The sequence below is a fragment of the Actinomadura physcomitrii genome (assembly GCF_008923205.2).
GTDB lineage: Bacteria > Actinomycetota > Actinomycetes > Streptosporangiales > Streptosporangiaceae > Spirillospora > Spirillospora physcomitrii.
In genome coordinates this window covers 1-15,882 of sequence record NZ_WBMS02000037.1, presented here as the reverse complement: position 1 = coordinate 15,882, position 15,882 = coordinate 1, and the positions used below count along the sequence as shown (strand labels likewise).

Here is a 15,882-nt window from a genome sequence, read left to right as displayed (position 1 = left end):
GTTGGACCGGCGTCAACTCGGGGATGCGAGCTCAGGCCGGCTTCTGCTTGCGCGATGGAATGTTGATCAAGTCCAGCACCTCGGCGATATCGGCCCTGATGGAAAGCCCGCGATCCTCTAGAACGGTCGGAATCTGTGGATGATCGCGGTTGATGCGGACCAGCCTGGTGTTGACGCTGGTCCGCGCGAGGCGTTCCATGGGACAGCGCACAACGGCAGGTGTGTTGAATCCTGCGCCGATTTCTAGGATCAAAAGCTTTTGATCCCGGCGAGCCTCGATCCATTCATTGAGGGCACGGCGAACCGGCCCGAAGTGGTCGTCGATGAACGATTGGTCGATCCGAACATTGAGGAACGCGGGCCCCTGGCAAGTGGGGCAGCGAGGCAGAGCGTCCGCGTCGGTGACGCATCCGCTGGCACGGTCAAGGCCGGCCAGACCTCTGCGCAACCAAGGCTCGACGGGCCAGGTTCGGCGACTGCAAGGAACGGTGCACTGCAGGAGAGCGTAGTCGCCTTGAGGGGTATGGACGTGTCCGGGGTCGAAGCCGTTGCGGGCGAAAAGGCTGTCGACATTGGACGTGTGGACGAAGTGGTCCTTCTCCCCGATGAGGTCCCGTACCCCCAGGTAGATCTGGTTCGGGCCGTGGTCGGCGAAGCGCATGTGATGGACGTGGCGGTACCAGTACCCCCACAGTTGCGGCTGAGGGAGACGGCGGCCGATCATCTGATACTGAGCGGTGAACCCTTGGCGGGCCAGGTCCGGGAAGAGGCGGGCGAAGGTCTCGGTGTCGCCGTAGTCGAAACCCGCCGCCGCGGACAGTCCCGCGCCGGCCCCGACCAGGACCCGATCGGCATCGTTCAACCAGGCTTCGAGCGCCGTGACCTGGGCGGCGACGGTCATCATGCGTGTTCCCAGCGATGGTCGGCGGCCGCGTTGCGGTAGTCGACCTCGTCTTCGGACGTGAACGGGTTGAGCACGATCTGGTCGAGCCGGCCGGGGTGCTCGGCGAGCCAGGTGTCGACGGTGGCGACGGCGATGCGGGCGGCGGCATCGCGAGGAAAGCCGAAGACTCCGGTCGAGATCGCACAGATCCCGATCGAGCGAACGCTCGGAAGGCGGGCGGCGAGGTCGAGGCACGATCTGTAGCAGGAGGCGAGCGCCTCCCGCTGGGCGGCCGTCAGCGTGTGATGGACGATCGGCCCCACGGTGTGGATGACGTAGCGGGCGGGCAGGTGGTAACCGCGGGTCGCCTTGGCCCTGCCCGTCGGCTCGGTCGGCAGGCCGATGGCCTGGCGCTGCAGGCGCATCAACTGGTCGCAGTCCCGCCGCAGCCGAGGGCCGGCGGCGCTGTGGATCGCGTTGTCGATGCAGCGGTGGAACGGGATGAAGCAGCCGAGCATGCGGTCATTGGCCGCGTTGACGACGGCGTCCGCCCCGAGGAGGGTGGTGTCTCCCCGCCAGATGACGACGCGTCCATGGGTGCGCGGAAGCGTGGCAGGGGCGACGACGGTCCGGTCGGCTCGCTCGGCTTCGAGCAGCAGATCGAGCGCCGCCTCCGCCGGTCCGGATAGAGCGCGCGGACCCCGAATGGTCAGCAGCGCTCGCAGCAACTCGCGATCCTTGCCGAGGTCGCCGCTGAGATGTTGCAGCGATCTGCTGAGCACCGCGGCGGTTCCGTCCCGCTCCAGCTCGGCCAGAACAATCTGCAAGCAGCGCCCAGGGTCGCCGCCATCGCCGTCCATGATCCGGAAAGGCTCGTCGAGAGCGAGCGGTTCACGGTAGACCGCGAGATCCAATCCAGCCTCATATGGCTCGTCGGCCTGCACCAAGATCCTCCTCAAGCAGCCATAAGGCAACTTCGATGATGGCCAGGACCTGCGGTGGAAGCGAGATACGCTTACGACTCATGATGGTAAATACGGGACACGCTGAAGGGGCGCCCATCGCCGATCTCGGTTTCCGTAACCCGTCCGCACCCGGCCTGAGCATCGAGACGTTCTCGCTCGCGGAACTGCGGCAACGCGTTCCCCTTGAGACCCTGCGGCGCCCGGCCCGGCTGGAGTTCCATCAGCTCATCTTGATCAGCTCTGGCCGGGGAGCGCAGCGCGTCGACTTTGTGGAGCACCCGTGCGAGCCGGGGACCCTGCTCTGGACGAGGCCGGGCCAGGTCCAGGAGAACACGGCCGCCGTGCTTGAGGGGCGGCTCGTCCTGTTCACCGAGGCGTTCCTGCCCCGATCGCCGGGGTTGCGAGTGATCTTGGATGCCTACGACACGAGCCGGTGGCAGCTAAAGCCGGAGCTTCTCGATCCGGTCGACCGGTCCATGTGCCAGCTGGCCGAGGACTACGCCGCGGCCTGTGGGATGGCGGCATCCCCCGCGGCATCGCCGCCACTCGGCCTGGAACTGCTCAGGCACCAGCTGACCGTGCTCCTACTGCGCATCGCGGCCCTCCCCGGCCCCGAACCCACCGCCGAGACCATCACGGCGGGCAGTGAAATCTACGTACGTTTCCGTCGGCGGCTCGAAGACGATTTCGCTTCGACCCGGCGAGTCGAGAATTACGCCACGGCGCTCGGCTATTCGACCAAGACCATCAACCGAGTCTGCCAAGACGCGACCGGGCACAGCGCCAAGTTCATCATCGACCGCCGCGTGATCCTCGAGGCGAAGCGCTTGCTGATTCACACCTCACTGCCGGTATCGACCATCGCCTGCCGCCTGAACTTCGATCAGGCCACCAACTTCGGCAAGTACTTCAGCCGCCACACCGGCTTGACCCCAGGGCAGTTCCGTCTCAACAGCAGCGGCTGAAGCCCGCGCGTCAGCATGGATCCCGCCGCAGCCCCGGGAGGCGACAAACAAGACCCCATCGCTCGGCCCATCGGCCGTACTTCGACCTGGCTGGCTGATGGACAAACGTGCGCTCACCCCACCCCATCGCCTTAAGATCGCGCCCGCTGGGCTGGCTGCTTCCTGAACGTGGGACTTGCCTGATCCAGGACGCGGACCAGGCAGCCCTGGCGACACGGTTGCGACATCCGAGCGAACATCGAGCTAACACGCGGACATATCGGGCGTGGATCTTGGGTTGTAAGCACACGTTTATGCAGGTCAGGGGTGGCGCGCCCGGCAGGATTCGAACCCGCGACCGTCGGTTTAGAAGACCCCTGCACGGCCGGGGTCCCGGTATCGCCACGTGTGGACACGTGCCGTTTCGTGTGGCTCTATCCGCCGGGCGGCTGTCTTTGGTGCCGCCCCGTGTCGTTCCTTGCCGTGCTGGTCCGCAACATACGAGCAAACAACGAGCGAACATAGCCCCGAGCCAGCATGGGCACGGGTTGGCCGCTTCTCATTGCTGTGAGAAGGCACCCGGTCGCATGGCGGCCCGGCATGGTGCCGCGCTCGGCTGCCTACCGGTGGGTTATCGAACATGTGGGAGACAGAGGATCTACTGGGTGGTGTCGGGTTTCAGTACGAGCAGGATCTCCTGGTAGAAGCGGTCCATGGCCAGGTCGATGCTGCGGACGAAGCCGGTCTCTTCGATGCCTCGCTTGGTGCCCATGCTGGAGGCCAGGGTCAGTCGAAATGAGGTGATCTGCCCGCCGTCGTCGGGTACCAGGAGGCCGGGTTCAGCTATGAGGTTCTTCAGCAGGTCGCATGGCCCGGTGTTGTGCCCGGCGGTGAGCGCTTCGATGCGCAGTTCGGGTGGGGCCTGGTCGAGTTGGCGCAGGAGCCATTGGACGCGGGTGAGGGAGCGTGCGCGGGCTGCGGCGGGGATCTCTACGGTGGTCTCGATCTGGCCGGTGCGCAGGTCGGCTTCGAGGAGGACTGGGCCGCCGGCGTTGGGTATCCGGATTTCGGCGCTCATGCGTCCGGTCTCGACCAGCGAGGTGACGGTCTGCAGGCGACGCACTGAGGCGTCGCCGTCCCGTCGTTTGCGCAGGACGGGGGCGATGGTAAGGCCGGTCTGGCCGCTGAGGCGCAGGCACAGTTGGCGTATGAGCTTCTCCCAGCTTTCGGCGACTTGCATGGCGCGGCGGTCCCCCAGGCGCAGTGTGCCGGCGGTGATGGCGTTGCGGACCGGGACCCAGGCGGCGCCCATGTCGCGGAATCCTTGGCAGCCTGCATTGTCTTGGCGCAGGTAGTGCAGCAGTTCGCTGAGCAGCCAGGCGTGGACGGGGTTGGCCACGCCGTCGTGGTGACAGAGCATGTCGGCTTCATGGGCGACCTCGGCCCAGGACAGGTGGCGCAGCGCGACCTTGCGCAGCAGCCGTTTGTCGACCTGGAGTGGGTGCTCGTTGCTCAGGGCCAGGTCGTTGGACAAAGTGATCACGGTCTCGTAGCCGTGCCGGGCCGCGACTTGCAGATAGGCCTCGACCTGGTCGGCCTTGAGGGGATTGCCGCCGGTCTTGGTTTCGATGAGAGCGGTCCAGATTCTGCCTGCTCGGGCGACGCGCACCACGCCGTCGGGCCGGACCTTGCCGTCGCCGTGCTTGAAGCTCGCCTCGGCGAAGGTCTGGATGGTGCCGGCCGGGGCGTTGAACCGCGCGGTCAGGCGGCGGCCGAATTCAGGGACTTGGGCCATCACCGCCAGCAGAGTGGCGGTGGCGCGTGCTTCGCGTTCCTGGTCATTGCGCAGCCCGGTGACCGGGAACAGGCGTGCATGCTGCCAGGAGGGGTGCTCGGCCAAGCTGACCTTTGCTGCTTTGGGGGCCGTGACCTTCTTCTTGGCGGTCCGGACCCTTTGGGGACGCTTGCCACCGGTGGGGGAGACTTCTGGGGCTGCGTGGTCGGCGATGGCGTCCGGCCCGTCGGTGGGGGGCGGTTCCGCTGGTTGAGCGGGTGCCGGCTCGGGTTGCTCCTCTTCGCTGTCGTCGACGCTGATGCCGAAGTCGGCGGCCAGCCCGGCGAGTCCGGATGCGTACCCTTGGCCGACGGCTCGGAATTTCCAGCTGTCGTCTCTGCGGTAGAGCTCTCCGAAGATGAACGCGGTCTCGCGGTCGGCTTCTTTGATGGGGAAGGCCAGCAGTTCGGCTCCGGTGCTGTCGGAGATCGTCAGGCACAGCTCGTCCAAGGCGCCGAAGGTCGCTCCGGCGTAGCGGCTGGCGGCGATGACCACGCGCTGTACATCGGGGCGCAGGGCGCCGAGGTCGACGAGGATGCGATCCTCGCTCCCTGTGGCAGTGGGTGACTTGCCCAGCAGTCGCACTGATTCGTCGGCGGTGGTGGGCTGGTTGTAGAAGACGAAGTCGCCGTCACTGCCGACCTTGCCGTCGCTACCGGCCAAGAGCACCGAGACATCGGCTTCCCCTTCACCCGAAGGATCGATCCAACTCAGCGCCACCGTCAAAGGCCCGGTCGCGGCGGTGAGGCTGGACAGGTCGATGTTGGCGCCCTTGGACATCTGCTGCACTTCTTCGGCTCCTCGGCTGGTAGCACCTCGCGTGTGCAGAGGGAGCTGTGAAAGCCACGGACCCCCGTGAAAACACGGAGGGCGATCACCTGCACACGCGACGCCAATGTACGGCGATAAGCCCGCTGGTCGAGACTCTCCGCGCGGGAGAGACCACACTCGGCCAGCACGTTCCATACGGCTTGGGCGCCTCTGTGTCAGCAAAGATCGACGGCTTTGGGTCGGGCGGCAGGGTGACTGGCCGGCTCAGTGATGGGCTTACGATCCGTAGCGGCCCCATGTCCTTCCGGGGTGGTCAACTGCGCTGTGAAATCAGAAGATAGCTGATCGTCGCAAAGGTTCCCGAATCCAGCTTCTGAGACCGTTTCGTTGCATTAGCCTACTTAACGATCTCGCGATCTTCGTTTTAAGATCACCATCGTTCAACTGGATCCGGGCGCGGAAGTGGTCAGGGCCGACCCTTCATCGTCTCCGACATTGGTAGTGGCTGCTCTCTTGTTGGGGCCGATGACTTGTGCGCAGGCTGAAGTTGATCAGAGCGGTTGGCGATGCCTCCTATCTGCGGCTTCTAGCCGTTCTGGTGGCTTTCACGCTGCTGTTGTCGTTGGCCAGTGGTGGCTCTGTGGCGCCGCCTTCGTTGGTGGCTGCCGGGCTCGTCGATACGCCTAAGCAGCAGGCGGGGACGGCCAAGGGGCGCCCTCATCAGGCGACGTCAAATCAAACGGCGGCCAAACCTGACCGGAAGAGCCGCACTCCGCGCCGTCCCAAGGGCGCCCCGGAGTTGGAGAAGAAGTTCACGCCGAAGGTCGTCAGCAAGACCGACGCTAAGCGGCCGGCGCCGCCGAAGACCGCCGCGGCGAAGGTCATGCCGAAACACGAGCCGGTGAAGGTTACCGGTTTCGACCCGAAGAAGAGCGTTGAGGATCCGACGCAGCGTACGCGCTTCACCAACCGTTACCGGAACCCGGACGGCACCTGGACGGCGCAGGTCAGTACCAGGCCGGTGAACTACCAGGCGCCGGATGGAACCTGGCAGCCGGTCGACTCCACGCTCGTTGCGGACGGCAAGGAACGCTGGCGCAATCGGGCCGACCAGCAGTCGGTCACCCTGGCAGCACGTGCATCAGGCCAAGACCTCACGACGCTCGACCTCGGCAAAGAACAGAAGTTCGCCTTCGGTGTGAACGGGGCCCAAGCGGTGCAAGGCCGTGTGCAGGGCAACTCGATCACTTATGCCGGAGTCCGCCCGGACGCTGATCTGCAGTTGACAGTGCTTGATGGCGGCAGCGTCAAGGAACAAATCACGCTGCGTTCACCGAACGCGCCGACCGAGTGGGAGTTCCCGCTGCGTGCGGAGAATCTCACACCGCGTATGGCTCCCGATGGAAGTGTGGAACTGCTGGATAAGGGAGGCCAGGTCGCTGGGCGTATCCCTCATGGTTTCATGGTCGACTCCAAGATCGACCCCCGCTCTGGAGACTCAGCGCGCTCAGAAGCGGTTACCTATGGCCTTCAACAGCGTGGAGATACGTGGGTTCTGAAGGTTTCGGCCGATCCGAGTTGGGTGCAGGATCCAGCTCGTGTCTTTCCTGTCGTCGTCGATCCGACCACGGTGTGGAACTACAGCGACACCCACGACACCTATGTGCAGACCGGGTACGGGTCCAGCCCCTACGCCGAGAACGAGTTGAAAGCCGGAACCTACGACGGTGGCTCGACCAAGGCGGCGACATACCTGGCGTTCACGCAAGTCGACAATGATCTCGCCCATTCGAAGATCTACGACGTCGACTTGTACATGTACAATTACTGGTCGTACTCGTGTAAGGCAACGCCGGTAACAGTTTACGGTGTCACCAAAGCGTGGTCGCAGTCGGATCTGGCAGCATACCCGGGCCCAAAGTACGGTTCAGCGCTGGCGTCCAAGAGTTATGCGCACGGATGGACCGACGGGTCGGGGGCGGCGAGCCCGTGCCCGGCGGACTGGGAGGGCATGGACCTCGGCTCGGCCGGCAACGCCTTGGTCCAGGGATGGGTGGACGGCAGCAAGCCGAACTACGGCCTGACCGTCCGGGGCTCGACGAGCAGCAGTTACGGCTGGAAGAAGTTCTCCTCTCGGGAGACCGGAGGCGGCCCGTACCTGAAGATCACCTACAGCCCGTTCAATGCGTGGTACGCATTCGCTGACAGCCCGCCCAAGATTGACCCTCCAGTGCTCAACAACAGTGCTGGAAATGTCAAGGTCAAGGTGCAAAACCGGGGCCATGATGCGTGGAACACCTCGGACTACAAGCTTACCTACGAGGCGTTCGATTCCTCAGGGCGGCAGATCTACCACAAGGCCGCGCAAACCGCGTTGCCGCAGGCCGTCTCCTTCGGGGAGACCGTCACGGTCAACGCGAAGATTAATCCACTGCCGCCGGGTACCTGGACGATCAAGTTCGACATGATCAAGACGACGTCGGACGGGTATGCGCTATTCTCGGACTGGGGGGTTCCGCGCACCGCAGCGCTTAAGGTCACCGTACCTGACGTGCCCACGCAGTTGACGGAGATGTTTCCCAAGAACAACTACGAGACCGGGACACTGCAGCCGCAACTGTTCGCAGAAGCGAAGTCGGTCGACGCCTGGCCGTCGGCCAACGTGAACTACCAGTTCACCTTGTGCGCGCCACCGTGGATCGACTGGGACTGGTGCGTCAACTCGCCTTGGCAGCAGACGCCGAAGTGGACGGTCCCGGCGGGCAAGCTGGCCTGGGGCAAGGAGTATTACTGGACCGTCTCGGTCAACGACGGAGGCGGGTCCACCACCAACGGGCCCTGGTACAAAATGGTGACCGGTGTACCCCAGCCGGCGATCACCTCTCATCTGGCCAGCCCGGCATCCGATGGCCAGCAGTTCGATCAGCAGGCGGGGAACTACACCACCACGGCGACCGATGCTCAGGTCGCGACAGTGGGCCCCCCTTTGTCGATCTCCCGCACCTATAACAGCCTGGACCCTCGTACCGATGGCCTGTTCGGCGCGGGCTGGTCGACGCGCTACGACATGAAGGTCGTCCCGGACAACGACGGGACCGGCAACGTCGTCGTCACGTATCCCGGCGGCCAAGAGGTGAGATTCGCCAAAGATGCCTCCGGCGACACCTATACCGCCCCCGCTGGAACGTTCGCCACTTTGAGTAACGTCCTGGGTGGTGGCTGGAAACTGCGTGACAAAACCTCAACGACTTACAAGTTCGGTTCAGGTGGGAAACTCGACACTATCACCGATAATCGTGGGCGATCCGAGAACCTAACCTACGGACTCACGGGACATCTGGATAAGGTCACCGCGTCCAATGGCCGATCGTTGACCTTTACTTGGGATTTTTGGAACGCGAACCATGTGCTGAGTGTGAGCACCGATCCCGTCGACGGGAACCCGCTCACGTGGAACTACACCTATGACGGAGACTCGCTCACCAAGGTATGCCCACCGGGCACGACCACCGAGTGCACTCAGTACTCCTACACCGCCGGATCGCATTACCAGACGGTCGTGCGCGACGACAACCCAACAGGTTATTGGCGTTTCAATGAATCATCCGGCACGGTAATGCACTCGTCGGTGCCGGAGAATCTCGGCACCGACGCCGCCGGCGGCGTCAATGTCGTGCTCGGTCAGGACGGCGCCCTGGCGGGAACATCCGACCAGTCAACGGCATTCAGCGGGCTCGCCAGCCGTGTGCGGCTCCCCGATCGATACATCAGCCGGGAAGGCGGCTATCTGTCGGTCGAGGCATGGTTCCGTACTATCGGTACCGGTGTGATCCTCTCTTACCAGAACGCCATTTACGGCGGCATCGCCACTAAATTCACCCCCGCAGTCTATGTCGGAACCGACAACAAGCTGCATGGCCAGTTCTGGAACGGCAGCGCCGCCAACGTCATGTCTTCACCGAATCAGGTGACCGACGATAAATGGCACCATGTCGTGCTGTCGGGCCAAGGTGGCTCGCAGTCGCTGTACCTGGACGGCCAGGCGGTGGGCACGCTGTCGGGAACGATCGATCACGGAAACGCACCTTTCGTCATCGTCGGCAGCGGCTACACCTCTCCGAGTTGGCCACATACGTCTCTCTCGAACACCTGGTGGGACTTCAGCGGCGAGATCGACGAGGTCGCGATCTACGACAAGCCGTTGGGGCTGCCGACCATCAAGCAGCACTACGCTGCCCGTCTCGCGTCGCAGCAACTGCAGAAGGTGACCAGCCCGGGCGGCCGTGTCCAGGCGGTGAACACCTACAACACAGGCACCGATCGGCTGTCCCAGCACACCGACGACAAGGGCGGCACCTGGAAGATCAGCGCCCCCACGTTCAGCGGCAAGATCGACGACCTGCAACGCACGATCACCTTGACCGGACCGAACCAGGCGTCCTCGACCTACGTTTACGAGCCGTTGCGCGGCAACCGGCTGCTCTCGGAGACCGACCAGCTCGGCAAGACCACCACCTACGGGTACGACGTCGACGGTCACCTCGGCCAAATCACCGACGCCAACGGCAACGTCACCAACCTTTGGTTCGACGAACGCGGCAACAAACGCTACGAACAGCGATGTTCCGACCCCGATACCTGCCACGCCGAGTACTGGACCTACTACCTCAACGCCGACGATCCCTTCGATCCACGCAACGACCAGCTCACCGAGTACAACGACGGCCGAACCCTCAACCCCTACGACACGCCGTACTACACCACCTGGCAATACGACCAGTACGGCCAGCAGACCGATGAGATCTGGGCGGCGACCGACGCCTACAGCCTGCGCGGCGTCCAGTACCAATACACCGACGGCACCGAAACAGCAGAAGGCGGCGGGACCCAACCCGCCGGCCTCCTCAAACGCCGCGGCAAGGCCAACGGTGGAACATCGGCGACCTACTCCTACACCGCGGCCGGTGACCTAGCCAAGATCACCGATGCCGCGGGCAAGGTCACCACCTACGCCTATGACGCCCTCGGCCGGGTGACCAGCGCCACCGAGACCACCGACGCCCAACCAGGCGGCGTCACCACCACCTACGGCTACGACGGCCAAGGACGACTCATCCGCCAAATCGGCCCAGGGGTGACGAACCAGACCACCAACGTCGTCCACACCGCCGAAACCCGGCTGACCTACGACGCTGACGGCCACACGCTCACCCAAACCCTGGCCGACCTCACCGGCGGGGACCCCGAACGCACCACCACCTACACCTACAACGACCACGGTCTGCCTGAAACCGTCACCGACCCCGAAGGCGGCCAGCAGACCTACGGCTACGACGTTACTGGCGCACGCACCAGCGTCACCGACGAACGCGGCACCAAGTACACGTTCGCCTACACCCTCCGCGGCGAGCTGGCCACCCGCACTCTCAAGGACTGGACGGGCAACCCTAACGACCCCAGCCCCGCCACCGACAAGGTGCTGGACTCCTACGCCTACGATCCCGGCGGACGGCTGGCCTCCCACACCGACGCCATGGGCCGGACCTTGGCCTACACCTACTACGGCGACGACCGCCTGGCACAAACCACCGCCCAGGGCGCCAAGATCAACGGCTCCGCGACACCCCAGGACCTCGTGCTGGACTCACGCGCCTACGACGGAGCCGGCCATCTGACCTCCGAAACCGTCGGCGGCACTCAACGCACCGACTATGAGTACGACGAAACCGGCCATCTGATCGCCACGATCGTGGACCCAGACGGCGCCGCCCGCCGCACCGACTACGGCCTCGACCCCGACAACAACATCACCCGGACCGTCCGCACCGGCGCCGACTCCGAAGGCGAGGAGACCACCACCTACGCCTACGACCCGATGAACCTCCCCGTCCGGATGACCGTGGAGAACGGCGACAACGACCTGGTCACCACCTACACCCGCGACCAGCGGGGCCTGGTCACCCAGATCGTGGACCCGCGCGGCAACGCCGAGGGCGCCACACCGGCCGATTACACCACCACACTGCACTACGACAACGCCGGTCAGCTCACCCAGGTGCTGCAACCCCCGGTCCAGGTCGAGCAGAACGGCCAGCCCGCCACCACCGACCGCCCCACCCTCCAATACGGCTACAACAACGCAGGTGAACAGACCCAGGCCACCAACCCGCTCGGGCAACTCACCACCATCGCCTACGACAAGACCGGCCGACAAACCTCCATCGCCCGCCCCGCCTACACCCCACCAGGCGGAACACAAATCACGCCTACCACCACACTGCATTACGACCCGGCCGGGCAACTCACCGAAAGCACCGATGCACGCGGCAACACCACCCGGCTCACCTACGACGCACTCGGCAACCCGGTCCGGCTGGAAGAACCCGAACTGGACGGCGAATCCGGGCCCGGAACCTGGCGCGCCGAATACGACCTAACCGGTGAACAACTTTCGCTCACCAACCCCGTCGGCGCACGCACCGAGGCCACCTACGACGACCTCGGAAACCAGATCACCACCACCAGAATCGACCGGTATCCCACACCCGCCGCGTTCACCAGCCACTACGCCTACGACGGCGCTGGCAACCTCATTTCCCGTACGAGGCCCGCTGGCGACAGCGTCTCCTACACCTATGACGACGCTGGAGCTTTGACCGCCGTCACCGATCGGACACAGCACACCTCGACCCTGGACTACGACTTCACCGGCCGCCTCACCAAGATCACCGATCCGCGTGGCGCGAGTACCACCGCCGAATACGACCCTGCTGGCAGGATGACCCGCGTCCAGGACCTGGACCCCTCCGGCACAGTCCTGCGCACCTTCGGGTACGGCTACGACGCCGCCGGCAATCGCACCAGCGAAACCACCCCAGAAGGCCACACCACCCACCGCGCCTACGACGCCGCAAGACGCCTGACCACACTCACCGAACCCACCTCGGCGACCGCCACCATCCAAACCACCTTCGGCTACGACGCCGCCGGACAGCAGACCCGCCTCACCGACGGCCGCGGCAACGCCACCATCACCACCTACAACACCCTCGGACTCCCCGAAAAGGTCATCGAGCCGCGCACCTCCACCGCCTACGACGACGCCAGCCGCACCTGGACCACCAGCTACGACGCGACCGGCAATCCCGTACGCCAAGACAAGCCCGGCGCCGTGTCCATCACCCGGACCTTCGACGAACTCGGCCGCCTCACCAAACAGAGCGGCACCGGCGGCTCCGTCAACACCCCCGACACCCGCTTCGGCTACGACCTCGCCGGCAACCGCATCCAGGTATCGGCGCCCGACAACGACACCCTCATCACCTACAACGACCGCGGCCTGCCACTGACCAGCACCAGCCACGGCGACAAAACCACCCAGTTCAGCTACGACCCCAACGGCAGACTCACCCAACAGACCGACCCTGCCGGGACCACCACCCTCACCTGGAACGGCGACGACCAGATCGCCACCACCACCGACAGCATCACCGGAGACACCGACACCCGCACCTACGACGACGCCGGCCGCCTCACCGGCATCGCCACCCTCAACGGAACCACGACCGCCCACCGCACCTACGGCTATGACGACCTGGACCGCCTGACCTCCGACGAGCTGAAAGCCCCGGACGGCACCAGCCTGGCCTCCATCGGCTACGGCTACAACCTCGACGACCAGCTCACCACCAAGACCACCACCGGCACCACCGGAGCAGGCACCAACACCTACGGCTACGACGACGCAGGCCGCCTCACCTCCTGGACCGACCCCACCGGACACAAAACCGACTACGGCTGGGACCCATCCGGCAACCGCATCCAAGCCGGCGCCACCACCTACACCTACGACGAACGCAACCGCCTCACCTCCGACGGCACCAACACCTACACCTACTCCGCCCGCGGCACCCTCAAATCCGACGGAACCAACACCCTCACCTGGGACGCCTTCGACCGCCTCATCACCGACCACGGTGTCCGCTACGCCTACGACGGCCTCAACCGCATCGCCACCCGCACCCAAGGCGCCAACACCGACACCTTCCTCTACGCCACCGACCAAAACGACCTGACTGCCATCCTTGACGGCTCAGGCGACCTGGAATCGAGTTACCAACGCACCCCCGACGGCAGCCTCCTCAGCACCCACCAAAACGGACAGTCCTACCGCGCCTACTCAGACCGCCACGACGATCTCACAGCGCTCACCGACGCCACAGTCACCACCCTGACTGGCTCCACCGCTTACGACCCCTTCGGGGGGCAGGCCGGGACCACCGGCACTACGAGCCTCATCGGCTACCAGGGCGAATACGCCGAACCCGAAACCGGCCGCGTCAACATGAACGCCCGCTGGTACACCCCCGGCACTGCCAACTTCACTACCCGCGACACCTGGACCCTCGACCCCGACCCCAGCATCCAGGCCAACCGCTACACCTACGTCGACGCCGACCCTCTCGACGGCACCGACCCCACCGGCCATCTTGATTTCCCGATTCCTGTTCCGAGCATTGGGATTGGCGCCGAAGTCGGCACCGAAGTCGGTGTCGAAGTGGGGCCCTATGGATGGGCCGCTCTAGGACTGGGTTATGCAGGTTATGGTGCCTATCTCGCAGCGCCCTATTACGGCCGAGCAATGGGCGGACTGATGGCGCCCGGCTTCAGCGGCCTGGCGCCGGGAATGAACATGGCACTCCCATACACCGGATGCATGTTCTGCGGCATCGGCGGGGGTAGCGGTTACGCCGGAGGCAGCGGGCAAGGAGGGACCGGCGCAATCGGCAGCCGTCCCGCCCCGCCGCCGCGCCCCACGCCCGCACAAATCCAAAAGAAGCAGGCGGAATGGGCCCGCGACCATCCCAAGCCGCGCCCCCCGATCGTCAACACGGTCAGCCAACGAGACGTCGACCGGCAGCGAAACAGCATCGAAAGTGGCGTCAAAGCCGCAGCGGGAGTTAACAGCGTAGGCAGCCTGCTTTCGGGTATCGGCAACTTCAACTTCCAATCAGCTCGCCCGGCGGCCCCTAGCATTGTTGACACGCCGGCAATTCCTCGAACAGGCTCTGGCACGATATTTCCGGGCCAAGCGGGCCTGGATGCGCCTCAAATCTTGCCTACCCCGGCATCTAAAGTCGTGGAGACTGGGACGCAATTCATCCCGTCGCCAGTGTCGGGCCCGGGACTTGTTGGAACGCCTGCGGATTCACCTTCAGGTCCCAACATTATGGCTGCTTTTCCTCGGTTCACAGTCGACGGCAACGGGATCGTAACCGAGACGCCGCGCTTCGTTGCGGAGCCTGGGGGGCCTATCGATGACCGGACAGTCAGTCCTGTCACTCTGAACAAGTAGATCGGGGACGGGTATGCTGACGTGATAGCGCATCAACTTCCAGGGTCGGAGCGCGAAGTCAGTCACCCAGGCCTGAATGGTACGATTAGGCGCACTGACATAGAAATACCCGATGGGAGCGGAGGAACGGAAGGACTCGAGGTGAAGGTGGGCCGAATCTCGCTCACTAAGCCGATACGCCAGGAAATGGCAAATGACGACCATTTGCTGAATGGTCCGACACCTGAATATTCGGACCTTACTTGGACATTCGTTCGTAGTCCCCTCACCGGAAAAATCGGACTTAGTGGTCGCGCGGCTCGAAGGCTGCTCAGGATGGGGGTGACTATCAGAATTCACTATTGAGAAAGTTGTATGTTTCATGGATTACCAGCCATATCAGCCGGAAGTTGATCGCCCCCTCAAGGATGTCAGTGAAGAGCAAGCTATTCGCGTGCTTCAGGATGTTATGGAGACGCTTGACTCGCGACTTGTTCAGTTGGCTTCCTTGCTTGGCGCATATGGCATCAGACTCGATTTCTCGGACGAATCAATTACGAAGTTGGAGCAATGGTTCAATGAAAACGTTGAGCCGAGCGAGCGAAATCCCGGGCAGCTTGAGGGGATTTGGTATTCGATAGCTCACGATATCGGCCTTTATTTCGGAGAATTGGTTATAAATCGCGGGCGAAATCTCAAATGGATCCTCTGTAGGGAAACAACATCAAATTCATTTCATCGACATGTTGTTGGGGGGATTGCGGGTGCCGATGGCGAACCTTGGTATGTCGACTTCGAAATAATGCTGATTCTTTATGGATACGAGACAATTGATGGAAAAAGGTCTCGCTCGACTTTTTTTCCGGCCGTGGTTCATGATGTTCTCGAACGTGATTCAAAAAGCTGAGCATCATCGTCAATCCGTGCTTGCGAGTGTGATGCGGGTCAGTTGGGCAGCCAGACGAAAAACTGCCCCCGTCCCCAAGGGGTAGCGGAGCGCAATGGGCGTTGGTGCGCGCAGCTCAGCCTGAATCCACCGCTCGGCATTCGGCGGTGAAGGTGTCCCGGACATGACGATGCCCTCCGGCCTGGGAGGATGGGAGTTCCTACGCTTCCATGCACCCGGATCGAGAGGGCTCGTCGTAAGTGCG

The 15,882-nt window shown here is 63.9% G+C and carries 6 protein-coding genes; 3 read left to right on the top strand and 3 right to left on the bottom strand.

Features of this window, described 5'->3' with window-relative positions; translation table 11 throughout:
- Positions 1-31 precede the first annotated feature (31 nt).
- On the bottom strand, positions 32-904 hold the full coding sequence (locus F8568_RS34420; RefSeq protein WP_151597843.1) for an SIR2 family NAD-dependent protein deacylase: 873 nt from the start codon (positions 902-904) through the stop codon (positions 32-34).
- Positions 901-1,827: a protein-ADP-ribose hydrolase gene (locus tag F8568_RS34415; protein ID WP_202125688.1), complete on the bottom strand. Its 927-nt coding sequence runs from the start codon at positions 1,825-1,827 to the stop codon at positions 901-903. Before F8568_RS34415 ends, F8568_RS34420 begins: the two co-directional genes overlap by 4 nt.
- A gap of 80 nt (positions 1,828-1,907) precedes the next feature.
- Between F8568_RS34415 and F8568_RS34410 the strand changes: the two genes are divergently transcribed.
- Entirely contained in the window at positions 1,908-2,813 is a 906-nt protein-coding gene (locus F8568_RS34410) for an AraC family transcriptional regulator (RefSeq protein ID WP_160573867.1), read from the top strand.
- Between the two features lie 637 nt (positions 2,814-3,450).
- Here F8568_RS34410 and F8568_RS34405 read toward each other — a convergent pair.
- Positions 3,451-5,406 (bottom strand): TerD family protein, encoded by a 1,956-nt coding sequence (locus F8568_RS34405; RefSeq protein ID WP_202125696.1) that lies wholly within the window; start codon positions 5,404-5,406, stop codon positions 3,451-3,453.
- Positions 5,407-5,995: 589 nt separating this feature from the next.
- On the opposite strand from F8568_RS34405, the gene F8568_RS34400 reads away from it, so the two are divergent.
- Complete coding sequence (locus F8568_RS34400; protein WP_151597840.1) at positions 5,996-14,752, top strand: DNRLRE domain-containing protein; 8,757 nt, start codon at positions 5,996-5,998, stop codon at positions 14,750-14,752.
- Between the two features lie 361 nt (positions 14,753-15,113).
- Positions 15,114-15,638 carry a hypothetical protein gene (locus F8568_RS34395; RefSeq protein ID WP_151597839.1) on the top strand — a complete coding sequence of 175 codons (525 nt, stop codon included), beginning with the start codon at positions 15,114-15,116 and terminating at the stop codon, positions 15,636-15,638.
- Positions 15,639-15,882 lie beyond the last annotated feature (244 nt).